22 protein-coding genes and 1 riboswitch are annotated in these 22249 nt (G+C 61.9%); of the genes, 18 read left to right on the top strand and 4 right to left on the bottom strand.

The window, feature by feature from the left end; genetic code table 11:
* Positions 1 to 19 precede the first annotated feature (19 nt).
* Together selD and ACYQ0Z_RS11060 are read left to right on the top strand one after the other, a co-directional pair.
* Positions 20 to 1072 carry a selenide, water dikinase SelD gene (selD, locus tag ACYQ0Z_RS11065; protein WP_459868067.1) on the top strand — a complete coding sequence of 351 codons (1053 nt, stop codon included), beginning with the start codon at positions 20 to 22 and terminating at the stop codon, positions 1070 to 1072.
* Between the two features lie 97 nt (positions 1073 to 1169).
* Positions 1170 to 2969, top strand: coding sequence for a methyl-accepting chemotaxis protein (locus ACYQ0Z_RS11060; RefSeq protein WP_459868064.1), 1800 nt, complete (start codon positions 1170 to 1172; stop codon positions 2967 to 2969).
* Positions 2970 to 3068: 99 nt separating this feature from the next.
* On the opposite strand, the gene ACYQ0Z_RS11055 is transcribed toward ACYQ0Z_RS11060, so the two are convergent.
* Together ACYQ0Z_RS11055 and ACYQ0Z_RS11050 are read right to left on the bottom strand one after the other, a co-directional pair.
* Positions 3069 to 3638 (bottom strand): transcription repressor NadR, encoded by a 570-nt coding sequence (locus ACYQ0Z_RS11055; protein WP_459868061.1) that lies wholly within the window; start codon positions 3636 to 3638, stop codon positions 3069 to 3071.
* A gap of 960 nt (positions 3639 to 4598) precedes the next feature.
* Entirely contained in the window at positions 4599 to 5648 is a 1050-nt protein-coding gene (locus ACYQ0Z_RS11050) for a 2,3-butanediol dehydrogenase (protein WP_459868058.1), read from the bottom strand.
* 73 nt (positions 5649 to 5721) lie between these two features.
* On the opposite strand from ACYQ0Z_RS11050, the gene ACYQ0Z_RS11045 reads away from it, so the two are divergent.
* The 9 genes from ACYQ0Z_RS11045 (at position 5722) to ACYQ0Z_RS11005 (ending at position 13430) form a co-directional block, all read left to right on the top strand.
* Positions 5722 to 5880: an S-layer homology domain-containing protein gene (locus ACYQ0Z_RS11045; protein ID WP_459868055.1), complete on the top strand. Its 159-nt coding sequence runs from the start codon at positions 5722 to 5724 to the stop codon at positions 5878 to 5880.
* A gap of 167 nt (positions 5881 to 6047) precedes the next feature.
* Positions 6048 to 6156: riboswitch (TPP riboswitch) on the top strand.
* 83 nt (positions 6157 to 6239) lie between these two features.
* Positions 6240 to 6908, top strand: a complete 669-nt coding sequence (gene tenA, locus ACYQ0Z_RS11040) for a thiaminase II (protein ID WP_459868052.1) — start codon at positions 6240 to 6242, stop codon at positions 6906 to 6908.
* A gap of 11 nt (positions 6909 to 6919) precedes the next feature.
* Positions 6920 to 7693 carry an ABC transporter ATP-binding protein gene (locus ACYQ0Z_RS11035; protein ID WP_459868049.1) on the top strand — a complete coding sequence of 258 codons (774 nt, stop codon included), beginning with the start codon at positions 6920 to 6922 and terminating at the stop codon, positions 7691 to 7693.
* A complete protein-coding gene (locus ACYQ0Z_RS11030; protein ID WP_459868046.1) occupies positions 7690 to 8472 on the top strand; it encodes an ABC transporter permease in 783 nt (260 codons plus the stop codon). Before ACYQ0Z_RS11035 ends, ACYQ0Z_RS11030 begins: the two co-directional genes overlap by 4 nt.
* Before the next feature lie 171 nt (positions 8473 to 8643).
* Positions 8644 to 9711 carry an ABC transporter substrate-binding protein gene (locus ACYQ0Z_RS11025; protein WP_459868043.1) on the top strand — a complete coding sequence of 356 codons (1068 nt, stop codon included), beginning with the start codon at positions 8644 to 8646 and terminating at the stop codon, positions 9709 to 9711.
* 52 nt (positions 9712 to 9763) lie between these two features.
* Positions 9764 to 10564, top strand: coding sequence for a bifunctional hydroxymethylpyrimidine kinase/phosphomethylpyrimidine kinase (thiD, locus tag ACYQ0Z_RS11020; protein ID WP_459868040.1), 801 nt, complete (start codon positions 9764 to 9766; stop codon positions 10562 to 10564).
* A 196-nt stretch (positions 10565 to 10760) separates the two neighbouring features.
* Positions 10761 to 11267 (top strand): DUF3907 family protein, encoded by a 507-nt coding sequence (locus ACYQ0Z_RS11015; RefSeq protein ID WP_459868037.1) that lies wholly within the window; start codon positions 10761 to 10763, stop codon positions 11265 to 11267.
* A 47-nt stretch (positions 11268 to 11314) separates the two neighbouring features.
* Positions 11315 to 11896, top strand: a complete 582-nt coding sequence (gene thpR / locus ACYQ0Z_RS11010) for an RNA 2',3'-cyclic phosphodiesterase (protein WP_459868034.1) — start codon at positions 11315 to 11317, stop codon at positions 11894 to 11896.
* A gap of 106 nt (positions 11897 to 12002) precedes the next feature.
* A complete protein-coding gene (locus tag ACYQ0Z_RS11005; RefSeq protein WP_459868031.1) occupies positions 12003 to 13430 on the top strand; it encodes a sigma-70 family RNA polymerase sigma factor in 1428 nt (475 codons plus the stop codon).
* 118 nt (positions 13431 to 13548) lie between these two features.
* On the opposite strand, the gene ACYQ0Z_RS11000 is transcribed toward ACYQ0Z_RS11005, so the two are convergent.
* Together ACYQ0Z_RS11000 and ACYQ0Z_RS10995 are read right to left on the bottom strand one after the other, a co-directional pair.
* The gene (locus ACYQ0Z_RS11000; RefSeq protein ID WP_459868028.1) at positions 13549 to 14583 is read right to left on the bottom strand and encodes a ThiF family adenylyltransferase; all 1035 of its coding nucleotides are present in this window, start codon (positions 14581 to 14583) and stop codon (positions 13549 to 13551) included.
* 16 nt (positions 14584 to 14599) lie between these two features.
* A complete protein-coding gene (locus ACYQ0Z_RS10995) occupies positions 14600 to 14845 on the bottom strand; it encodes a MoaD/ThiS family protein (protein ID WP_459868025.1) in 246 nt (81 codons plus the stop codon).
* A gap of 219 nt (positions 14846 to 15064) precedes the next feature.
* Between ACYQ0Z_RS10995 and ACYQ0Z_RS10990 the strand changes: the two genes are divergently transcribed.
* The 7 genes from ACYQ0Z_RS10990 to ACYQ0Z_RS10960 all read left to right on the top strand — a co-directional run bounded on the left by ACYQ0Z_RS10990 (position 15065) and on the right by ACYQ0Z_RS10960 (position 22177).
* Positions 15065 to 16084, top strand: coding sequence for a cation diffusion facilitator family transporter (locus tag ACYQ0Z_RS10990; protein ID WP_459868022.1), 1020 nt, complete (start codon positions 15065 to 15067; stop codon positions 16082 to 16084).
* 196 nt (positions 16085 to 16280) lie between these two features.
* The gene (gene moaC, locus ACYQ0Z_RS10985; RefSeq protein WP_459868019.1) at positions 16281 to 16784 is read left to right on the top strand and encodes a cyclic pyranopterin monophosphate synthase MoaC; all 504 of its coding nucleotides are present in this window, start codon (positions 16281 to 16283) and stop codon (positions 16782 to 16784) included.
* Positions 16785 to 17114: 330 nt separating this feature from the next.
* Positions 17115 to 19133: a hypothetical protein gene (locus tag ACYQ0Z_RS10980; protein WP_459868016.1), complete on the top strand. Its 2019-nt coding sequence runs from the start codon at positions 17115 to 17117 to the stop codon at positions 19131 to 19133.
* Positions 19130 to 19993, top strand: coding sequence for an ATP-binding cassette domain-containing protein (locus tag ACYQ0Z_RS10975; RefSeq protein WP_459868013.1), 864 nt, complete (start codon positions 19130 to 19132; stop codon positions 19991 to 19993). The genes ACYQ0Z_RS10980 and ACYQ0Z_RS10975 overlap by 4 nt, the downstream gene beginning before the upstream one ends.
* Positions 19978 to 20685: a hypothetical protein gene (locus ACYQ0Z_RS10970; protein ID WP_459868010.1), complete on the top strand. Its 708-nt coding sequence runs from the start codon at positions 19978 to 19980 to the stop codon at positions 20683 to 20685. Before ACYQ0Z_RS10975 ends, ACYQ0Z_RS10970 begins: the two co-directional genes overlap by 16 nt.
* 130 nt (positions 20686 to 20815) lie before the next feature.
* Complete coding sequence (locus ACYQ0Z_RS10965; protein ID WP_459868007.1) at positions 20816 to 21493, top strand: hypothetical protein; 678 nt, start codon at positions 20816 to 20818, stop codon at positions 21491 to 21493.
* A gap of 273 nt (positions 21494 to 21766) precedes the next feature.
* Positions 21767 to 22177 carry a hypothetical protein gene (locus ACYQ0Z_RS10960; protein ID WP_459868004.1) on the top strand — a complete coding sequence of 137 codons (411 nt, stop codon included), beginning with the start codon at positions 21767 to 21769 and terminating at the stop codon, positions 22175 to 22177.
* The last annotated feature ends 72 nt before the right edge of the window (positions 22178 to 22249 follow it).

The following is a 22249-nucleotide window of genomic DNA, read 5'->3' as shown; positions in this document are numbered from 1 at the left end:
GAAACGGGAGGTGCGCACGATGACGGAGCGCGAGCGAATCCGGCTGACGGCGCTGTCGACCAAGGCGGGGTGAGGGTGCAAGATCGGTCCCCAGGACCTGGCGCACGTGTTGCGCCACTTGCCCCAGTCGGAAGCCGATCCCCGGCTGCTCGTCGGCTTTGAAACCTCCGACGATGCCGGCGTGTTCCAGCTGACCGATGACCTGGCCCTGGTGCAGACGGTCGACTACTTTACGCCGATTGTCGACGATCCCTACTGGTTCGGGGCCATCGCGGCGGCCAACGCCCTCAGCGACGTCTACGCCATGGGCGCCAAGCCGCTGACGGTGCTCAACATCGTCGGCTTTCCCATCAAAAAGCTGGACCCGGCCATCCTGGCCGATATTCTGCGCGGCGCCGCCGACAAGGTGCGGGAAGCCGGCGCCACCCTGGTAGGCGGACACTCCATCGACGACCAGGAGCCGAAATTCGGCCTGGCCGTCACCGGTGTTGTGCATCCTGCCAAGGTGTGGAAAAACTGCGGCGCCTGCCCGGGCGACAAGCTGATTCTGACCAAGCCCATCGGCGTGGGCATCCTCACCACGGCGATCAAGCGCGACCGCTTGGATGAGGAGGGGACACGTCGCGTCACCCAGGTGATGGCCACGCTCAACAAGGCGGCCGCCGAGGTGCTGGCGTCCTTTTCCGTGCACGCCTGCACCGACGTGACCGGTTTCGGCCTGCTGGGCCACGCTTATGAGATGGCCGTCGGAAGCGGAGTGGGGCTGCGCATCGAGGCCGGTCGCGTCCCGATCTTGCCCGGTGCGCGGGAGCTGGCCGCCGAGGGCATCGTGCCGGGCGGGTCAAGGGCCAACACCCAGTGGTTGGCCGACAAGGTCGACTTTGCCGACGGCGTGGACGAACCGACGCGCGTGGTGCTGTGCGATGCCGTCACCTCGGGCGGTCTCTTGGTGGCCCTGCCGGCCGATGAGACCGACGCGGCCCTGGAAGCGCTGCGCGCGCACGGCGTCGAGGCGTCCATGATCGGCGAGGCGGTGGCCGCGCACCCGGGCCGCATTCGGGTGATCCCGTAACCGGGAGCGGAGCCCCCTTCAGCACACGGTGTTCCGACGATGCAGGTCTTTGGACCTACGAAAAGATAGGTCCAAAGGCCTGTTTTGTTTTTGGGTGATGCCTCGTGATGCTGTTTTCACTTTTTCCTACGCAGAAATTCGGTATCATCTTTGTGAAGGGAAGCGACAACGAATGATGGGAAAAGAGCGAAGGGATGTAATGCGTTTAATACATAATATGTCAGTCAAAAAGAAATTGATGAGCATTTTCCTTTTGATCCTTGTTCTGTTCACCGTGGGCAACGCGATAGCGTGGGGAATGTTGCGGTCCGTGGCCCAGGATGTCGTCCGCTTGGAAGCGGAAGGCCAAATGATGACGCAGATGATGGAGCTGAAGGCCCAGTTGCGTTTGCTGTCCCTCCGCGTGCTGGAGTACCTGCTCAATCCGGACCCGCAGATGCTAGAGGAGTACCGTGCGCAGCAGGAGGCGTTTGCCGCCCAGGCCTTGCAGGTGCAAAAGCGGCTGCAGCCGGAACAACAGGCGGCCTTCCAGCAGGTGTTGGCCCAGTACGCCGCGTTTCGGCAATTGGTTGAGGAGCGGCTGTTGCCTGCGGTGCAACGCGGCGATGCCACCGAAGCCGGCCGATTGGAAGAGGAGATGGCGACTGCCCGCCGCGCGCTGATCAACGAGATCGACCGGCTGGTAAAGGCCGAGAACGATCAGTTTGCCGCCGTTTCTGCCCGAACGCAAGCGAAGGCTACCTTCACCTCCACCATACAGACGGTCGTTTTGGTTGTGGCTTCGGCTGTGGGCCTGACCGTCGCGATTCTGTTCACACGGTACCTGGCGCGGCCGCTGGCCCAAATCACCGCGGTGGCCCAGCGCGTGGCCCAGGGCGATCTGCGCCTCGAAGCGCTTCCCGTTCGTTCGCACGACGAGCTGGGACGCTTGGCACAGGCCGTCAACGAGATGGTGAAACAGTTGCGCGGGATGATTCACAACGTACAGAACGTGGCCCGGCAGCTGGCCGATTCGGCCGACGCGCTGTCGTCGGGCGCTGCGCAGACGTCCCAGGCGGCGCGGGAGATTGCCCAGTCCGTGCAGGCTGTGGCCGGCGGGGCCGAGTCGCAGGTGCGGGCGACGGAGGAGAGCGCGCGGGCGATGGAAGAGATGGCCGCGGGCATCCAGCGCATTGCCGAGGCCATGGGCAAGGTGGCGCAAACGGCCGCGAACGGGGCCCAGATGGCGGAAGGGGGTAGCCGGTTGGTCCAGCAGGCAGTGGGACAGATGGAAACGATTGCCGAAGCTGTGACCCAGACGGCGCAAGATGTGCGTGCGCTAGCCAGCCGGTCCCAGGAGATTGAAACCATCAGCACCGTCATCACCGAGATTGCCGAGCAGACCAATCTCCTTGCCCTCAACGCCGCCATCGAGGCGGCACGCGCCGGCGAGCACGGCCGGGGGTTCAGCGTGGTTGCCGATGAGGTGCGCAAGCTGGCGGAGCAGGCCAAAGGCTCGGCGCAGGAGATCGTCTCCCTCATCCGTACCATCCAGGAGGAGACGCGGCGGGCGACAGACGCCATGGAGGCGACGACGAAGGAAGTAGTGGCCGGCAAGGAAGCGGTGAGCAAGGCAGGGGAGGCCTTTGCGCGCATCGTGTCCGCCATGCATACGGTGAATGGAGAGGTGGAAGAGGTGGCCGCCGTCTCCGAAGAGCTCTCGGCGGGTTCCGAGGAGGTGACCGCATCGGTGGAAGAGGTCGCGCGGCTGGCGCGGGAAGCGTCGGGGAGCGCCGAGCGGGCGGCCGCGTCCACGGAAGAGCAGCTGGCCTCGATGGAGGAAATGACCGCCTCGGCCGCGTCGCTCCACGAATTGGCCAAGACGCTCCGAGAAACGGTGGAAGTGTTCCGCGTTTGACGGCAGCGCACGGCGATCGCAGGCAACGAAAGACGCCTCCGGCGAGGACACGAGGGCGCTCAGCGCGCGGACAGGACGGGGAAGACGCACGGTCGGGCGTTACGGGCGGCCGACAGGGAGGGTATCACCGGGAAGGGGATCGACGAGAATGCCTGCCTCTCTGAGCGCTTGGCAGGCGCGGTCGAGGCGAGACACCTCGGGGGCTTGCAAGGTGTGCAGGTGCAAACCGCCGGTGAGGGAAGAGAGAAGGGGCGCCCGCTCCGCGCGCACCTTGCCGATAAAGCGCTGCACATCTTCACGTGACCGGATCATCAGTGTGCCGCGCAGCTCGCCATAGATCGGGTGTTCGACGATCACGTCGACGACGTTCACACCGTGGTCAACGAGGAGCAGCAGCTCCTGTTCCGTCTCTTCCGGGGTGTGGCGGCAGGCAACGACGCGGGTGATGAGGGGGGGATTTGGCGCCTCCAGCCACACGTAGCCCTGCGGCGTGGCGACAATCGGTTCCTGACGTGCTTTCAAGAGGGCGATGTCCTGCACGATCACCTGTCGGCTGACGCCCATTTTCCCGGCCAGTTCGGTTCCCGTCACGGGGCCGTTTGCCGCTTGTAAAAGCGCGACGATGGCACGGCGCCGTGCTTCGCCAGACAACTTCCGTTTGGGCGCCATTGAGCCCACCCTCCTTAGGTTCGGCGTATCCTCGTGGTTCTGGGTTCATTATAGCGAACGGCGCGAGGAGATCATGGCCTGGCGGCGCGGGGGCGTGTCATGCCGGCGGAGGTGCTTACGACTTTGGAATTCGGGCGATATTGCCGTAACGTAAAGGCATCACATCAATGGTGTATACGAAGCGAAAGACGAAGGGTGCCTTTGAGATGCGCTGCCAAAGAGTGAAATAGGACTGTTAGTCGATTGCAACAAAGGGTCCTCCATGCTATTTTTTTGCTGAATGGAAGAAGATTGGAGAAGGATTAAAGTGGGGTTGAACTTGTTTGTGTGGGTGTTGCGGGGGGTTGTCCCCGAATTTTAAACGTGATTAATGGCTCTACACTTCCTTCCCGGACAGCGAAAATGGTGTACTCGTTTTGTCCCGTTTGAACACTGTAGATCCAACCTTTTTCAGGACAGTATCCAAGATAGTAGTGTTCTTTTTCTTTGATTTGTTGTAAAAACGATTCCTGTGAGAAGGATCCCATAGCACAATCCCCCCTAAGCAAGAAAATTTTACTAGGTTGGGATACCTTTTTTTAATACGACAAAAAAGAGAAGATTCGACAACTTGAAAAAACAACTTCTATGATCAATTAGCTTTTTTAGACGCCGAAAAATGTCGTCTTCGTCTTTTTCTCGTCGTTTTCAAGGGGTTGTGGGTCAATTCAAATGAGAAAAGGGTCAAAGCCGCATCGAGTGAGGGTACCTGTCCTTTTCCCTTACGAGGATGGAAGGGGACAGGTGCCCTTTCGATTTGCAACGACCGGTTTTCCTGTTAGATCGCCAGACGATCTTCTTTACCGACTCAGATGTCAAGGCGGACTTTTGAAATTAAAAAAATGCTCACGCAGTGCTTGCTGCGTGAGAAATTGCAGGCAGATCTTCCGGTTCTCATCTCATCGAGCCCATTGGAACGCATTAGGGTTTGACCAAGATCTTCACTTGGTCTTTTTCGTTCATCAGCGTTTCAAATCCTTCTGTTACGATCTCCTCCAGCTTAATTCGCTTCGTAACGAGTTTTTCGGCTGGGAAGTATCCGCGTTTCATCAATTCCATGACCGCCGGGAAAATGTCACGGTACGCAATAATGCCTTTTACATTCCGTTCTTTCAGGACGATGTTGTTCGGCTGAATGCCGGCTTCTTTTTCCCAGATGCTGACGATGACCGTTTCCCCTTCAAAGGATGTACTATCGATCGCTTGTTGCAATACTGTCGGAACGCCGGTTACTTCAAAGGCCACATCGACGCCACCACCGGTCAGTTCGTGAAGCTTTTGCACCGGATCTTCTTCTCTCGGATTGATGACAGCCGTCGCACCCAACTCTTTCGCTTTTTGCAGCCGTTCCTTGGAGACTTCCACGGCATAAATTTCAGCAACACCGGCCGCTTTTAACGCCTCGATCACCAGAAGCCCGATCGGACCGGTTCCAAAGACGGCGGCTTTGTCGCCGGGTTTGAGCTTGCTCATTCGAACGGCATGCAAGGCGACGGCCGCCGGTTCCACCAGGGCGCCTTGCTCGAAGGAAAGGCCTTCGGGCATTTTGTGAACCATGTACTCGTCCACCACGGTATACTCCGAAAATCCGCCGCCGCCTCCGGAGAGGCCGTGGAACCCGAGCTGCTCGCAAAGGTTGTATTTTCCTTTCAAACAAGCTGGACATTTTCCGCAGCGAAGAATCGGTTCAACGACAACCGGATCTCCCTCCTTGACCTTCGTAACGCCTTCTCCGACCTCGACGACTCGGCCGCAAAATTCGTGACCCAGGATGACCGGCGCTTTGTCACCGCTCAGGGGATGCGGGTCTTTCACCGGAATGAAGATGGGGCCGGCTGCGTATTCGTGCAAATCCGTTCCGCAGATCCCTGCCCATTCCACTTTGATTTTGACTTTTCCTTTTTCTACTTTCGGTTCCTCAACCTCTTCGACGCGAATGTCTCTGGCGTTATACCACCGTGCAGCTTTCATGCCGATTCTCCCCTTTCGTAATTAATCTTTACATTTTTACTGTAACTGAAAATGAGATTTCTGAAAGTGATGTTTGTCACATCATTCCCTCGCTAGCGAAGACGTTGTCCAAATAGAAAAACAGCCGTTCGCATGCACCATCCCGGCGTGGACGGTACCCGCTGTCCGGACCGCGGCGGCATACGGACTGGTTGCGGGGTATCCGGACGGTACGTTTGCCCCAAAAAGCTGACCACCCGCGCAGAAGCGATGGCCCTGCTGTATCGCGCGTTGATGGCTGACGTTCCGACAGAATAAAGACGGGAACGACGGTGACCACTCGTTGACGGTGGAAAACGGCCCTTGCTACAATGAAAGCAAATCCTCGCTGATAACTGGACACGTCCATACCATACGGTGACCATCCACTAGGGGTGCTCCGTTCGGGGCTGAGAGAAGGCGCTTGCGCCTTCAACCCTTGGAACCTGACCTGGGTAATGCCAGCGAAGGGAAGTGGGTGGGTCGGCTCACGAATGCCCAACGCATGCTTCGTGCCGCAGACCGCCCGCTTGTCGGGCGGTTTTTTATTAGGCGTCAAAGGGAGGGGGAAGAATGGCGACCAGCGCGTGGCTGTGGCAGGAAGCACAGCCGATCTTCGCGCGCATCATGGCCCACCCCTTTGTGCGGGGGTTGGGCGACGGCACGCTGCCGCAGGAGAAATTTCGCTTTTACCTCTGCCAGGACTACGTCTACCTCATCGACTACTGCCGCGTCTTCGCCTTGGCGGCGGCCAAGGCCGACGACCTGGACACGATGAAGCTGTTCGGTTCCCTGCTGTCCGAGACCCTGCATACGGAGATGGACATCCATCGCCGCTACGCGGCCCGGTTCGGCATGGCACCGGAGGAGCTGGAGCGGACGGAACCGGCGCCGGTGACGGCCAGCTACACGTCGTTTTTGCTCAAAACGGCTTACGCCGGGACCATCGCCGACATCCTGGCCGCCGTGCTGTCGTGTCAGTGGTCGTACCATGAGATCGCCCTGCGGCTAAAGGCGGCCGGAAGCAGCCCGGCTGACTCGCCCTACAACGCGTGGATTGACGCGTACGCCGCGGACGAGTTTGGCCGGCTTGGCCGGTGGCTGTGTGACAAGCTGGATGCGCTCACGGCCCACGCGTCCGAGGCGGAGCGGGGCCGCCTGCGGGAGCTCTTTGTCACCGGCTTCCGCTTTGAGTACCTGTTCTGGGAGATGGCGTGGCAAGAGGCTCGCTGGCCCCTGTGAGGAGGCGCGCGATGCTGGTCTTTGACGACGTGTGGTATGCCCACCGCGACGGCGACCGGATTGTCCCCGTCCTCGAGGGCGTCTCGTTCCACGTGGGGAAAGGGGAATTCGTCAGCCTTGTGGGCCCGAGCGGGGCGGGGAAGAGCACGATCTTCCAGCTGATCGCCGGGCTGCGCGAGCCCGATCGGGGACGCATCGCCGTAGACGGCCGTGCCGACGGGCGGCTCGGGCGGGTGGGGTATATGCCCCAGCAGGACTCGCTCCTGCCGTGGCGTACGGTGCTCGACAACGCGGTCCTCCCCCAGGAGATCCGCGGCGTGCCGCGGAAGGCGGCGCGGGAGCGGGCGCGGCGGCTGCTCGCGGAGTTCGGCCTCACCGGGTTTGAGCGGTCCTATCCGCACCAGTTGTCCGGCGGGATGCGCCAGCGCGTGGCTTTCCTGCGCACGGTGATGACCGATGCCGAGCTGCTCTTGTTGGACGAGCCCTTCGGCGCCCTCGATGCGTTCACCCGCGCCGCGATGCAGGAGTGGCTCCTGGATGCGCACGGCCGCCTGGGGAAGACGGTGCTCCTCGTCACCCATGACATCGAGGAAGCCGTCCTCTTGTCCGACCGCATCTACGTGCTGCCCGGACGGCCGGCGCGCCGTCTGCACGAGGTGGCCGTGCCCTTGGAGCGCCCGCGGCGGTATGGGCTGGTGACCACCCCGGCCTTCCAGCGCATCCGCCGTGACGTGCTGGCCCTCCTCGCAGGGCAGCAGGGCGCGGCGGGAGGCGAGGGACGGTGAGGCGGGTGTGGACGGATCGGGCGTGGGCCGTTGGGGGTGCCCTCCTGCTCGTGTTGCTGTGGGAGGCCCTCGTGCGGGCCCTCGCCGTGCCCCACTTTATCCTTCCCGCGCCGAGCGGCATCGCGCGGGCCCTGGTGGAGCGGTGGGAGGCGCTCTTCCTTATTCATCTGCCAGCCACGCTGGCGGAAGTGGCCCTGGGCCTCTTGCTGTCCGTCGCCGGCGGCGTGCTCCTGGCCGTGGCGATGGTCGCTTCCCGCTGGGTGGAGCGGCTTGTGTACCCGCTGGTCGTCGTTTCGCAGACGATCCCCATCATCGCGCTGTCGCCCGTCTTTATCCTGTGGTTCGGGTACTCCGTCTGGACGAAGGTGGCCGTCACCGTCCTCGTCACGTTCTTTCCCATCGTCGTCAACACGTACGACGGCCTTACGCGCACGCCGGCGGCACTGGTCGACCTGCTGCGGACGATGGGGGCCACACGCCGGCAGATCTTTTGGAAAGCGCAGGTGCCCGCCGCCCTACCGGCGTTTTTCTCCGGCCTGAAGGTGGCCGTGGTGTTCAGCGTCATCGGGGCCACGGTTGGCGAGTGGCTGGGCGCGGAGGCGGGACTCGGCTATTTCGCCCGGCGCGCGTCCCACAACCTGCGCGCGGAGGAGTTATTTGCCGCCGTCGTCGTGCTGTCTCTGCTCGGCATCGCCCTCTTCGCCCTGACCGCCTTTGTCGAGCGGCGCCTGCTCGATTGGCACCGCGCCGCCACCGGCAACACGGATGGGCGGCCGTAGCGGACCACGGGAACCGGGGACGGTCGGGACGTGTGGCGGGCCCCGCGCGGGGGAAGCGGCACCGCGCGCGAAACGAGCCGGCCGGGGAGGGGGCGGCGTGGTGCCGGGGAGACGGTTTCCCGGTCGGGGTAGAGAAAGGATCGAAGCGGAAGGATAAAGGAGGAAGCCGCGATGCGTCGCATAGGCAAACGCCTCAAGGGGTGGATCGGCAAGCGGGCGGTTCTGCTCGGCTTGGCGGGGCTTGTGGCCCTGCTGGGCGGCTGTCAGACGGCCACGCAGGCCCCGGGAGACGAGGCCCGGAACGCCGGTGCGGGGAGCGGGAGCGAAGCCGGGGACCTGGAACCCGTCACCGTGATGCTCGACTGGTACCCCAACGCCGTGCACGCGTTCCTCTACACGGCACTGGAGAAGGGCTATTTCGCCGAGGAGGGGCTTCAGGTCGCGTTCAACATGCCGGCGGAGACGAACGACCCGCTGCGCCTGGTGGCCAGCGGCGAGGTGATGCTGGCCCTCAGCTACCAGCCGCAGGTGGTGATGGCCCGGGCGGAAGGGATCCCCGTTCAGTCGGTGGCGGCGGTGGTGCGCCATCCGCTCAACCACCTGATGGTGCCGGCTGACTCGCCGATCCGCTCGCCGAAGGACCTGATCGGCAAGAAGGTGGGGTACTCCGGGAGTCCCGTGGATGAGGCGTTTGTCAAAACGATGGTGGAACGGGACGGGGCGGCGTACGACGGGGTGAAGATGGTCGACGTCGGCTGGGACCTTGTGCCGGCCCTCAGCACAAGGAAAGTGGATGCCCTGATGGGCGGCTTTATCAACCACGAGAAACTGCTGATGGAAAAAGAGGGCTTCCCCATTCGCACGATCGACCCCACGCGGTACGGCGTGCCGGACTACTACGAGCTGGTCCTCATCGCCAGCGAACAGACGGTGAAGGAGAAGGCCGAGACGATCCGCAAGTTCTGGCGCGCCGCGCAAAAGGGCCAGCAGTACGTGGTGGAACATCCCGACGAGGGGCTGAACATCCTGCTTGCCCACCAGCAGTCGGAATTCCCCCTCGACCCCGACGCGGAGAAACAGAGCCTGCAGATGCTCTTGCCCCTAATGGACGCCAGGGACAAGCCCTTCGGCTGGCAGGATGAGGCGTCCTGGGACGCAGTGGTCACGTGGATGAAGGACACCGGGTTGATCCAGCAGGCCGTTGCGGGCAACAGATGCTTCGTCAACGTGGCGGAGTGACATCGGAGCGATTTGATGCGTCATGGAAGGAAAAAGACGGGAGGCGATTGCCATGATTCCGCGCGCATTGACCGTCGCCGGATCCGACAGCGGCGGCGGGGCCGGCATTCAGGCCGACCTCAAGACGTTTCAGGAGCAGGGCGTCTTCGGCATGACGGCCCTTACCGCCGTAACGGCGCAAAACACCTTGGGCGTCTCCGGGGTGTGGCCCTTGCCACCGGAGGCGGTTGTCAAGCAGATCGAGGCCGTGGCCACTGACATCGGCGTCGATGCGGCCAAGACGGGCATGCTGTTCGACAGCGCCATCATCGAGGCCGTGGCCGAGGCCGTGCGGCGGTTCGCCATCGACAAGCTGGTCGTCGACCCGGTCATGGTGGCCAAGGGCGGCGCGCCCCTTCTCAAAGAGGATGCCATTGAGACGCTGCGCCGTCGCCTGCTGCCCCATGCCCTTCTCGTCACGCCCAACATCCCCGAGGCGGAAGTGCTGACCGGGATGACCATCCGCACCCGCGCCGACATGGAGAAGGCGGCACGAGCCATCGTGGCCATGGGGGCTAAGGCGGTTGTCGTCAAGGGCGGGCACAGCGACGGGGAGACGGCCGACGACCTCTTCTATGACCGCACGCGCGTCGAGGTCCTCTCGGCGCCGCGCGTGGCCACGCGAAACACCCACGGGACGGGATGCACCTTCTCGGCGGCGGTCACCGCGGCGCTGGCCAAAGGGGAGGATCTCCTGTCCGCCGTGCGGACGGGCAAGGCGTTCATTACCGCTGCCATTCGCGAGGCCCTCGACATCGGCGGCGGCCATGGCCCAACGAATCACTGGGCATACCGCGCGCAACGCGATTCGTGAGGATCCGGGCGCGACGGGCGCAGATGGGCCCGCGCATTGCGAACAAGCGGATTGCGCGCAGGGGAAGCGTTTGACGCGGGGTCGGCGGCCCCGCGCGTTTTTCTAAGCTCCCCGCCGGCCCTCCGTTCTGGTACAATAAAACCAAACGACTTTCTTGTCAGGTCCTCATGCGAATCTGTTCCCGGGAGGTCACGGCATGCCGAACACGCAGCTCTGCGAGTTTTGCGAGGAAACGTATCGGCGCCTGCGTCGGGTGTGCGCGGACATCGAGGCGTTCCTCAACAGCACGACCCTCGCTCAGCTGGTTGAAGAGGCCGGGGGTGACCGCGAGGAGTACGAGGAGTACTTCCGTCTGTACCTTTCCGATTTGCGGCATCTCTTGGTCAATTGCGAAAACGCTTGTGAGCGGCTGGGCATTGTGCTTCGTCGAGCCAAGTTCAACCCCGAGTTTGCCGAAGAAACGCTGTATAAGGTGTACCACAACTGCGTCGACCTGTTCTACTACCCCAAGGGCGAAGTCTACGCCGAGGATGGGCGTTACTCGTACACCGGGCACGATGCGATCATCTTCCGCAAACCGGTGCCGGAACGCCTGAAGCGGCTTACCCTTTCGCTATCCAAGACCTTCGAGTACCTGCGCGACGAGCTGCAGTATTATGAGACCGACTATGTGACAAAAATGCGGATGCGTTCAACGTCCTAAGCGCGTCCTGAGGCCCGGCAACCGGCCGGGTTTTTCCGTTCGAGGAGGTGGGTCCGCTGCGTCTGTTTGTCGCCGTGGAAGTGGATGCGCGCGTGAAGAATCAGGTGCGCGCATGGCTGCCCGCGTTGCGCGGGGCCTTGCCCTTTACACGTTGGGTTCCGATGGACAACCTGCATGTCACGCTGCATTTTCTGGATGAACAACCGCCGGCGCGGGTTCCCGAGATCGTTGCTGGCATGCACCGTGTGGCGCGGGAGATCCCGCCCTTCTCCCTGCGCCTCGGTCCGCTCGGTACCTTCGCACGGCAGGGGGTGCCCACCGTCCTGTGGGTCAGAGTGGAAGGGGACGTGGCCGTGTTGCGCCATGCGCACCGCCGGTTGGGAGAGGTGTTTCGCGACTGGGGATACCGCCCGGACGCGCGGCCGTATACGCCTCATCTTACCCTGGCCCGGAACGGAACGCGTCCGCTGCGTTCCGATGAACTGGCGCACTGTGCGCCGGGAACCCCAATGGCGTGGCGCGTGAACGCCCTTGCCTTGTATCGCTCGGAACTCCATCCCACCGGTGCGCGGTATACGGTGTTGGCGCGCGTTCCGTTGCGCGGGGAACGGCAGGGTGCCGAGGTATGAGATTCCGACGTGCTGCGTATGCATGGTCTTGTGGAGGGAACAGGAACTTGGCCAATCCGTCACGAATGAGTAAGGAGTAGGGAGGACCTTACGGAGGTGAGTGACGTTGCCGTTTACGCCAACCGATGTTCGCAGCACGACGTTTCCCGCCGCGTTCGCCAAAGCCTACGGTCCCCTGGTCGCCTTTTATGTTGGCTGTCGTGCTGGCAGTGAGGCGGAGCGCGATGAACGGTTCCGGCATGCCATCACCCGCTTGCTGGGCGAGGGATGGTTGCGCCGGTACGACGGCGTGGTGTCTTTTGAGCGGTTTCTCTACGTTTGCCTGCGATTTGCCATGGCCGACTACGCCCGGCGCGTGAAAGGGATCTCGCCGCCCGGGACACGGCATATGGAAGGGTGGGCCTTTCCTGCCACATCGGCACCGGTAATCACGAAGGCAGAAGAAGCCTTCCTGATGGACTGGATTGCGGGCCTCGACGTCAAGGACCGCTTGGTGCTGAAACTGACGTACTGGGATCTCTTCGGCGGCCTGACCCCCGAGGAGGAGCGGTACCTCTCCGTGCAGAGCGGATGGCAGCCGGAGGTCTGGGAACGGGCGCGTGTCGGCTTCGAGGCGGATGTGCGTGTCCACGAACTGATCGCCGCCTATGGTTCCGGTTCCGGGGATGCGCACCCGGTTTCCGCGACCGGCGCCGGCTGGGGGGGCATGGAGCTGTCGGCCGGGTCGGCGACGGTGGCCGAGCTGCCCGTGACAACGCAGGTGGTGGCCTTCAAGGGGCATAATCTGGAACAGGTCGGCCGCGTGTTGGGGTTTCCCGGCACGGCGGTGGAGCAGCGACTCTACCGTTTGCGGCGGAAGCTGGCCGACAAGGGCGACGCCGATCTTCTCGACCGCTGGGTGGCGAAACAGCTGAAACGCCGCGCTGTACGGGCAGAATTGTCCGACGCGCTCATCGCCCGCTATGTCCGCGGGGAACTGGCCGACGCCGAATGGGCGGCCCTGGAAGCGTGCCTGGCCGCCACACCGGTGTGGCAGGAGCGGGTGGAGGCGTGGAAGCGCGCCCACATTCCGCCGTTACCGGACCATCTAGCCGCGTGGGTAGACGATTACGTGCAGAAGGTGACCGAATGTTCCGACGACCTCCCCCGCGTGGGCGTTGCCCGGAAGGGGGAAACGGTTGAGGTGACGGTATCCGGTGCGCCGCTCATCGCCGAGGAGGCGGTTTCCACGCCGGCCCGGCGCGCCGACCACTATGCCCAGGCGATGCGGGTGCACGTCGGCATCATTCCCTTGCGCGCGGAACTGTCGCTGACGGCAACGGTTAACCGGTTTGGACAGTGGCGTGTGGAGCTGGGATGGGCGGGCGAGCACGGTCCGCTCGTGAGTGTCCCCGTTGTGTGGCGTTCGGCTTCAGGGGAGGAGAAACGGTGGAAGACCAATTTGCGCGGGCGGTGCGAGGGCTGGCTGAGCCCCGGTGTGTATGTCCTGGCGCTCTCGCGGGAGCCCGTCGCGGAAGTGGCGTTTACGAGCTGACCGTCAGTCATTGTGTGCGGCGGATTGGGAAAGCGGAACGTGGGGCCGGAAACAAACGGGACCGGGGGCGGTTTGCCTCCCGGTCCGTTGTTTTGACCGCGGCCACGAAGGGGCGGCATTACGAGCCGATGTATCGCGCGTAGAGGGATTTGGCCACGGCGGGTTCGTCCGTCCCTTGCACCAGAACCCGGCCGTCGGGGAACACGACCAGCGTGTGGGCATCGGAGACGGTGACACGTAGCAGGAAGCGGTTCCGTGTGACGGGGCCTACCGCAGCAAGCCGCGCTTCCAAATCGGCCAGGTTGAGAGCCAGGGGCTGCGGCGGGGTGATCTGCACCGTGTTTCGCCCGCACAGCGTGGTGACGGTGCCGGCCTCACGCTGGGGATCGAGGAAGTCAAATCGCCGCCGGGCGCAGCACGGACAGTCGGGCTTGCGAGCGCCGTCCAACTTCATGGCGCTGACGTGCCCTTCCCACAGGTCGAAGTAGCGCAAGACCGGGGTGAGCTTATCCGTTGCCCCGACGAGCAGCTTGAGGGCCTCTGCAGCTTGGTACGAGGCCACTACGTGGACGATCGGGCCAATCACCCCGACGGTGTCACACGTTTCCGTATGTGCGGCCGGTGGGCTGTCGAAGAGACAGCGCAGGCAGGGGGTGATGCCGGGACGCAGGAGGGCCACCATTCCCCGTGCGCGAATGACCCCGCCGTATACCCATGGGATGCCGTGCTTGACACAAGCGTCATTGAGGAGGAAGCGGACCTGGAAGTTGTCCGTCCCGTCGAGAACCAGGTCCACGTCGGCCAGAAGCGTTTCAGCGTTGGTGGCGTTGAGATCGACAATGTGCGGCTCCACCGTCACGTCGCTGTTGATGCGGCGCAGCTTTTCCGCCGCCGCCACCGCTTTGGGCAGGTGGTGGTGCGCATCCTCCTCGTCAAACAGCATCTGCCGCTGGAGGTTGCTCATCTCGACCACGTCGCGATCGATGAGCCGCACGTATCCCACGCCGGCGCGCACCATGTGGTTGGCCAGCACTGTCCCGAGGGCGCCCACACCCACGATGGCCACGCGGCTTTGCGTCAGCCGCTCTTGCCCCTCGCGCCCGATCGGGGCGAAGAGGATCTGCCGCGAGTACCGTTCCCACAGGCGGTCCATGCCGAAGCCCCTCCCGTCAGCCGCCGCTGACCGGCGGCAGGATGGCGATTTCGTCGTCCGGGGCCACAGGACGCGTCGGGAGCGCGTAGGCCAAATTGACGGAAACGGCGCAGCGTGGCAGCAAGTCGGCCAGCGCCGGACAGGCGCGGGAAGCGGCATCGAGCACGTCGGCAACGCGTGCGCCGGCGGGGACGGAAAGGATGAGCTCGTCTTGCCCGGCCCGTTCGGCCAGTTCGGCAAAAAGCCGCACCCTAATGGTCATGGCTGGTCCCCCTTTGGATTGGCTCCGAGCGCCATCGCACATCGCACTGGTTCTCCCTACACCCTACCACATGAGGGGCCGTTCTGCCTAGCGTTTTGCATGGTGGAGCGGGGGCGGCGAAAACATGGCGATTTCGGAAACAGCGTGTACATCGCCCGGCTCACATGGGGGTACGCGGTGTACAATAATAGCGATGGGAGGGAAAAGCGAGGTGAGCAGGTGGCCAGTCGGGACGATTTTCACCACGACCCGCACGTGCGCAGGGGAATGCGACAGAATCGGCGCGCCCTGCTGGCGGCTTTTGCGCTGACCCTGATTTTTGCCGTTGTCGAGGGCTTCGGCGGCGTGATCGCCGGGAGCCTGGCCTTGCTGTCCGACGCCGGGCACATGGCCGGCGATGTGCTGGCTCTGGGCCTGTCACTGGTTGCGGCCCTTTTGTCTGCCCGTCCACCCCGTGGGGGTTACACATACGGGTATCTGCGCTTTGAAATGATCGTCTCCTTTCTCAACGGCTTGGCCCTTGTGGCCGTGGCCGGGTGGATTGTCGTCGAGGCGGCGCAGCGGATCCTCCACCCGCCGGAGGTCCAGCCGGGTATCATGATCGCGGTTGCAGCCATCGGGTTGCTCGTCAATCTCGTCGTCGCCGTGATCCTCGGCCACTTTGGCGACACGGAAAACCTCAACGTGCGCAGCGCGCTGTGGCACGTGTTGGGCGACCTGTTCAGCTCTGTCGGCGTCCTCTTGTCGTCGGCGGCCATTTGGCTGTGGAACGTGCGCTGGCTTGACCCCGCAATCAGTGTCCTGATTGCCGTGGTCATCGGACTTGGCGGCATACGCGTTACGGCCCAAGCCGGACGCGTGCTGATGGAAGCGGCGCCGCGCGACATTTCCGTCGATGCCATCCGCGAGCACCTGCTCCGCTTGGACGGCGTAATGGATGTCCACGAGATGCACCTGTGGTCGATTACCAGCACCCAGCATGCCTTTAGCTGTCACCTGCTCCTGGAACACGGCCGCGATCCCCACCAGGTGGTAAAGGAGGCCACCGCGCTTCTCCGGGACCGCTTTGGCATTCGGCACAGCACGATGCAAACGGAATCGCTTCTCGTACACGGAGAGGAGCACCGGCGCCACCCGATCTTTCGGGATCGCGAGGCCGACGCAACGGTGACGTCCGAATGCCTCACGACGGAACCCGACGATTACCCTCCGGCGCGGCAGCCCGTCAAAGGGACATAGCGCCCGGATGGACGCGGATTTTTTCTTGCTTACGGATCTGAACGCGAAGGCCGAGGCGGCGTGGGCGTGCATCTGGAAGGGTGCGGTACGGTACCGGGGTGCGGTACAATGGAGCGGGAGCCACACGCGCCCCGGCCTGCATCGAAGAGCCAGCCGCGGGCCGGTGGAGCTCAACCGCAACGAGGGAGGGCGTGAGATGGACGGGCAAAACCTGACCCACTTTAATACACAGGGGCGCGCGCGGATGGTGGACGTGTCGGGCAAACCGGCGACGAAGCGCAAGGCGGTGGCCGCCAGCACCGTGCGCATGGCGCCGGAGACGCTGGCGCGCATTCGCCAGGGGGGCGTGGAAAAAGGCGACGTGCTGGCCGTGGCCCAGGTGGCGGGCATTCTGGCCGCCAAGAAGACGCCCGAGCTTGTCCCCATGTGCCATCCCCTGCCTCTCACTGGCATCGACATTCGCTTCGCCTTCCCCGACGACCGTACGCTGCGCATCGAGGCGGAGGTGACCACCACCGCCCCCACCGGCGTGGAGATGGAAGCCCTGACGGCAGTCAGCGTCGCCGCCCTCACCGTGTACGACATGTGCAAGGCCCTCGACAAGGCGATGGTCATCGGCCCGACATACCTCGTTGAAAAGCGGGGCGGCAAAAGCGGCGATTTCGTGCGGGACGAGGTTCCGGACGCGCAGTGGGGATGAAACCTGGCCACGGGCCCTGGAACAATAAAAACAGCACCCGAGACCCAGCCCTTGCGGATGACGTGCAGCTGTGGCCGCAGGGGCTGTGTTTTTGGAGAAGGTTTCGTTGGAATTCTTATTCAGATATCGTTGACGCGTTTCTTTTTCCAGGGTTATGATGGAAGCGGAGTAAGGAGATAACCGGGAATTTTACGTAAGTTCAAGGGCAACAATCCAAACCCCAACCCTGGCGAGAAAACAGAGGAACATTTGTCGCACCTTTCGTCACTGGCCGACAAGTTCGACTTGTTACCCGTGACTCATTCTTTTTTCTTATCGGAGGGACATGACGTGACCGTATTTGCCGCATTGTTCCGGATGGAATGGCGCCTGTTCCGAAAGGATCTTTTCCTTTGGTTGGCGCAAGGGCTATTGTTGCTCTATTACACGGGAGTCGGAGGGTATTATCACCGGTATCCCGACGGGATGTTTGATGCCGGGGGCATGTTTAAGACCATGTCGTATTTGATGAGCATGGGCGTGATCATGATCGGTCTTCTCGCGGGCGTGCTTTCGGCCCGCCGGGAGCAGTCTGCCCACTTTGCCGAGGTCATGGCCTCCCTGCCGGGCGATGCCTTTCGCCCCTTTGCCAAACTTTTGGCCTGGGCGACGGTTGTGTTGATCTTTTTCCTCTCGGCTTCTGTTGCGACATTGGGCCTCCAGTGGCTGATGCAAAGCCCGCTTCTTCGTTATTGGCCCGACACCGTCGCTTATCTTGCGGTTTTCTGGGGTCTTCCCCTGTTAAGTGCGGGTATCCTCGGGTACGTGCTGGGCGTGCTGGTGACGTCAAAATGGATTTATCCCCTCATCTTTCTCGTTTGGCTTACGCTCACGCCCTACAATGGTTGGCTTGAGTGGTTCCGTCTCCCGCACGCGCTGACGTTGTGGCTGAATCAGGGTGAAATCGATGATCCCGTGTTCAACAGTTACGAAGGCCTCGCGGTTACCGCGGCGGCGTTTTGGCGTCACATTTTTTTGCTCCTCCTTTCGTTGTCGTTGTTGGCCGCATCCCTTCTTGCCTGCCGTCTTCGCGACCGAACGCGGAAAGAGAGGATTGGGCTGGTCGCGCTTGCCGTGCTCCCCTTTGTATGCGCGTTGGCACTCGTGTCGAAGGTCAATCCCTACCCAGAGGGGGAAAATGTTGCTCTTCTTGGCGGACTGGACATGCGTCACTATGAAGAGGTGCAGCAACAATCCCCCCTGGGGAGCTCGTACGCGCGCCCGCCTTCTTTTTCCGTTCGGCAGGTTGTTTTAGATGTTGAACACCAGGGGTACCGCATGACGTACACCGCTGAACTCGGCATCCAGACCCAGGGCGATGTCGACTGGCTGGAGTTCACCCTCTACCACGGATACACGGTTCAGGAAGCGAAACTTGGCGAGCAAAACCTTCCCTGGGAACGGGAAGGGGATCTCCTGCGGCTGAAATGGCCGGGAGGAAAAAAGGAAGGGACGATTGTGTTGCGCGTCGAAGGTTCCCCGGGGAGCGGCGGCGTGCTGAAGCCCCAGGCGATTTATCTTCCTTCGGGGTTTCCCTGGTACCCAATTCCCGGAAAATGGCGTGTGGCCGAGAGCATTTATGCGTCACCCGCGTTTGGGTATCAATTTCCGAGTCTTTTTCTTAATTTGGAGCTTGAGGAACCGTCGGATTTTAAAGTTTGGATATCTTCCCCTCTCAAAATTTACAGTAACCTGCCAGAGGCCGGTGCCAACGCGTTTCATGGAACAGCTTCAGGGCCAACCCTTCTGGCTGGAAAGCTTGTGGAGGCGCGCGTGAACGGCTACCGGATCGTCGCGCCGCCGGATCGGATCAACCGTGTCCCCGTGATGCTGGCTCATCTCCGGGAGAACGTCAAGCGTATGGGGGAACGGTTGGGAGTACCTAATTATTCCATACCGTCCAATGTTTTTGTCGTGCCGCTGTATAGCGCGCAGGGGGAGCGAAATTTACCGCTCAGGGTTTACCGCGACGCGATTCATCTGGATGAATACTTCCTCCACCTTTACTATGGCAAGGAAGGGGACTTCCTTGCTCAATCAAGGGGCATGTTGCCCGCTTTTTATTGGTATAGTCGCTACCGTGAATCGGACGGCTACGCCCCGTTTTTCCTAACCGCCGTATACGAGCATCTCTATGAAGGATTCTCGCTTTCTTCCTACCTGGATCAACCAATGCCGGCGACCTATCAGAAGGCGGTCCAAGAGATCTTGCATCTGGAGCGGCAAGGGAAGACGGTCGAGGTCAAGCGGAAACTTTCAGCCTGGTACAAGAGCTTGACAGCCGGAACGACAGGGAGGCTGGAGTGGTGATCATTCAAATTGAACAGGTGCAGAAAGCGTTCAGAAAGAAAACGGCGTTGGAAGACGTGACATTGACCATAAAACCGGGCATCTTTGGGCTTTTGGGCCCCAACGGGGCCGGCAAGACCACCTTGATGCGCATCTTGGCCACCATTCTCCGCCCTGACCGGGGTTCGATAACGGCCGACGGGATCGATTGGGCGCGCGACGCCTACCGGGTGCGGGCGATGCTCGGGTATTTGCCGCAGGACTTCGGCGTTTTTCGCAACGTTACGGCGCGTGAGGTATTGGCGTACATCGGCGCACTCAAGGGCGTGGAAAAGGGGCAACTGAAACGGCAGATCGACGCGGTCCTCGAGGAGGTGAACTTGACGGCGCACGCGGACAAGAAGGTGGGCACGTTCTCCGGTGGTATGCGGCGGCGACTCGGCATTGCGCAAGCCTTGCTGGGCGACCCCAAGCTGATCGTGATCGACGAGCCGACGGCGGGGCTTGACCCCGAGGAGCGGGTGCGTTTTCGCCTCCTCCTGCGCCGCCTGGCCCGGGAGGAGCGGGTGGTCGTCCTTTCCACGCACATTGTGGGAGATGTGGAAGCCGTGTGCGACCAGTTGGCGGTGATCAAGAAGGGGAAGGCCCATTCCTTTGCCTCTCCCGAAGAGTTGGTCCAGGTTGCCGATGGCCGGGTTTGGCGCTGGGTGGGCGACGCCCGGGAATACGCCTTGCTGGAAGAGAGGTACCGCATCGTCTCTTCTGTGTCGCGGGGGAGCACCATGGAAGCGCGCATCTTGAGCGACACGCGGCCGAGTGAAGCGGCCGAACCCGTCACCCCCTCGCTGGAGGAGGGCTACCTTGCATGGATCGGCGAATGATGTTCCCCCCGCTGTGGCTCGACCTGCGCGCGATGGGCTGGAACTTTTCCTTTCCCCTTGTGGCGCATCTGGGAATGGTGCTTTACCTTTACTTTGGCCAAGGCGGCCGGGTGGGAATGCTGACGGCGGAAACCATTCTGAAAACGGTCGGCTTATGGTCGCCGCTGTTGATCACGTTTTGGATTGTGGCCCTGTACCAGGACTGGGTCGAAAGCGATGGGAAGGAGACGTTGCTGGCACTGCCCTACAAGAACTGGGTTTTTGGGATCGGACGCGTCCTCCGCACGACAGCGCTCTACGGGTTGTTTGTGTGGGGCGTGGCCCGCTTGCTTTTCCTTTTTAGCCCCGACAGGGGTGTGTCGCCGGTGGTGTGGGTGATGTTGGCCACGAGCATCCTGTTCTTTGCCGCGCTGGCGTTTTTCGCCGTTGCGCTCACCCGGCGCCTGGTCTATACGTATCTGCTTGTGGCTGTCTTTTCCTTGGGGGAAGGAGTGCGCGTGTATGCGTCGAGTCTTCGGGTTGGCTATTCGGTGCTCTCGCACAGCACCGTCTCGTTTAATCCTTTTCAGACGGTATGGCCGTTGCCCGGTACCAGCCCGCTTCGGGTGACGCTGATCTTGTTTGTTGCGGCCCTGCTTCTCCTGTTCCTGGGGCAACTGCTCGTGAACCGGCGGGAGTATCTGCTGGGGTGATTCGCTTCGGTTTTCCATCCCCCTTTAACGTACAGGGCCGCAAGCCCATGGTGGTGCGCGACCATTCGTGGAAAATCTGATGGGGCGCAAGATTCCCTACGTCGGCTTGCGCACAGGGAGGAGGTGCCCAATGAACCGGTTAGGGGCAGTCGCCTTGGGATGTGCCGCGTTTGGCTCGTTTTTCTTCCTCAGCTCTGTGCTGGCCCTGGCCAGCGAGTCCATGCAGGGGGTTGTACGCGGTTCCCTACGCCTTATGTACGAACCGGTTCTCCCCATCTTTAAGTGGTTTGCCTTTGACGACGATGATCCCAGGATTCTCTACCCCATTCTCCTCGCTTCTGCGATGTGGGGGATTCTCGGCGGAGCGGCGAGCGCTTTGGCAGCCTTCTGCGCCCGACGGGAGAGAAGACGCCTGGCGGCTGTGGTGACGGGGGTTGGCATGGCCCTGTTCATCGCGGGCGCCCTGCTCATCGGCAACATTGCCCAGAAAAGCGTGGTGTACCGGACCTGGATGTGGGGCGGGACGGCGGTTCTGGTGCTGCTGGTGGCTGCCGCCGCGGTTTCCTGGACGATAACCGCGCGCTCACCCTGGAGGGCCGTGGGCTTGTCCGTCTTGCTTCCCCTCGTGTGTTTCAGCGTGCTGTTTTCGATCGCGCAGACGTTTCCTACTCTTTATGAACCTGACGGAACGGGTTGGGATGATTATTCGGCAGCGGCTTCCGTTTTGTTGGGCGGCTTGTCGGCGGTGGTGCTCACCCCCGTCTTTACCGTGGCGGCGCTTGTCGGGAAGCGCCTGAAGAGGGATTGAGGGTGGTGAATCCGTGGATTTTTCTGTGGTGGTTCTCCCACGCCGTGTCGGTGATCGCCTTTGGCTATGCCGTTTGGAAAACTTCGGCGGGGTGGGTGCTGGTGAGCCACTCGTCCATGCGGGGTTGGCCATTTAAGTTCCTTGACCATCTGGCTTCCGGGTTAACAGTTCGATTGGGTTGCTTGCCGTGCTCTCGTTGTTCCAGTGAGTATTGTCATTTGCTTTTGTTTGGTAGAAGTTCTTCGGGGAAGGGAGAGAGAAAGGGGGATGGTCGTGGACGCGATTGGGTTTTTTATCTTGCTTATCTGTAGTGTGTCTCTGTCATTTTTGTCGGAATGGATCTTGGCAGTCATGCGATCGCAGCTCGCCACGCAAATGACGCTTCCCGTTCCACTCATAAACGGATTCTTTTTTTTCTCCGACCTGATTTTTTCTTTAGGAATTGGATTGTTGTCCTTTCTCGTTGTTAGAAAAGGAAGGATATGGAAAGCTCTTCTGGTGTTCGCTCTTGGAGTGGGAATGCTGGTACTGTCCGTCGCCGGATTTTACCGTTGGGTTTCGCCTACGTTGTGGGTGGAACCGGGAACGGCTCCTTTTCGGTTTGCCGTTTTTGCGCTCCTCATCGGATTGGTCGGGATGTTTGTCCGGCTGCGAGCCCGGCGAAAGGGGCATGGGTCGAGCTAACCGGGCCATAACCGACCAACTCCACATGCCCATCCGTGGGGAGGGCATGCATCAGAGAGAATGCGGGGGAGA

It is taken from the genome of Calditerricola yamamurae, from assembly GCF_054654135.1.
The sequence above is the reverse complement of the archived record's forward strand: the minus strand, read 5'-3'. Positions and strand labels throughout refer to the sequence as shown.

Excerpts from the sequence above, each read along its gene's own strand:
- ACYQ0Z_RS10995 (WP_459868025.1), bottom strand. The coding sequence starts at position 14,845 with ATGACCATTAGGGTGCGGCTTTTTGCCGAACTGGCCGAACGGGCCGGG.
- ACYQ0Z_RS11060 (WP_459868064.1), top strand. The coding sequence starts at position 1,170 with ATGCCTCGTGATGCTGTTTTCACTTTTTCCTACGCAGAAATTCGGTAT.
- tenA (WP_459868052.1), top strand. The coding sequence starts at position 6,240 with ATGGCGACCAGCGCGTGGCTGTGGCAGGAAGCACAGCCGATCTTCGCG.
- ACYQ0Z_RS11025 (WP_459868043.1), top strand. The coding sequence starts at position 8,644 with ATGCGTCGCATAGGCAAACGCCTCAAGGGGTGGATCGGCAAGCGGGCG.
- ACYQ0Z_RS11050 (WP_459868058.1), bottom strand. The coding sequence starts at position 5,648 with ATGAAAGCTGCACGGTGGTATAACGCCAGAGACATTCGCGTCGAAGAG.
- ACYQ0Z_RS11035 (WP_459868049.1), top strand. The coding sequence starts at position 6,920 with ATGCTGGTCTTTGACGACGTGTGGTATGCCCACCGCGACGGCGACCGG.
- moaC (WP_459868019.1), top strand. The coding sequence starts at position 16,281 with ATGGACGGGCAAAACCTGACCCACTTTAATACACAGGGGCGCGCGCGG.
- ACYQ0Z_RS11000 (WP_459868028.1), bottom strand. The coding sequence starts at position 14,583 with ATGGACCGCCTGTGGGAACGGTACTCGCGGCAGATCCTCTTCGCCCCG.
- ACYQ0Z_RS10965 (WP_459868007.1), top strand. The coding sequence starts at position 20,816 with ATGAACCGGTTAGGGGCAGTCGCCTTGGGATGTGCCGCGTTTGGCTCG.
- ACYQ0Z_RS10970 (WP_459868010.1), top strand. The coding sequence starts at position 19,978 with ATGGATCGGCGAATGATGTTCCCCCCGCTGTGGCTCGACCTGCGCGCG.
- ACYQ0Z_RS11015 (WP_459868037.1), top strand. The coding sequence starts at position 10,761 with ATGCCGAACACGCAGCTCTGCGAGTTTTGCGAGGAAACGTATCGGCGC.
- thiD (WP_459868040.1), top strand. The coding sequence starts at position 9,764 with ATGATTCCGCGCGCATTGACCGTCGCCGGATCCGACAGCGGCGGCGGG.
- ACYQ0Z_RS11055 (WP_459868061.1), bottom strand. The coding sequence starts at position 3,638 with ATGGCGCCCAAACGGAAGTTGTCTGGCGAAGCACGGCGCCGTGCCATC.